The organism is Pollutimonas rozaliensis (assembly GCF_048751585.1).
Taxonomy (GTDB): domain Bacteria; phylum Pseudomonadota; class Gammaproteobacteria; order Burkholderiales; family Burkholderiaceae_B.
Genome location: NZ_JAZHOB010000331.1, coordinates 1 through 242 on the forward strand (window position 1 = coordinate 1; position 242 = coordinate 242).

The 242-nt window shown below is 53.7% G+C and carries 1 protein-coding gene; it reads left to right on the forward strand.

Annotation, left to right across the window (positions count from 1 at the left end; genetic code table 11):
- Nucleotides 1–225: ATP-dependent Clp protease adaptor ClpS (locus V0R37_RS23120; protein ID WP_489685833.1), on the forward strand; the 225-nt coding region annotated here is incomplete at its 5' end.
- Nucleotides 226–242: the final 17 nt, after the last annotated feature.

The window sequence follows — 242 nt, forward strand, 5'->3', positions numbered from 1 at the left end:
CATCCGGCAGAGCATGAGGACGACTCCTCTGGTATTGCTGTTCAGGAATCCAAGCCAGCATTGCAGGCACCACCGATGTACAAGGTGGTCTTATTCAATGACGACTACACCCCGAAGGATTTCGTCGTCGAAGTGCTTGAAACATTTTTCGGCATGAACCGGGAGCTGGCGACCAAGATCATGCTGGCCGTCCATACAGAAGGGCGTGCAATATCGCGGGTGTAAACACCACATCCCGCACG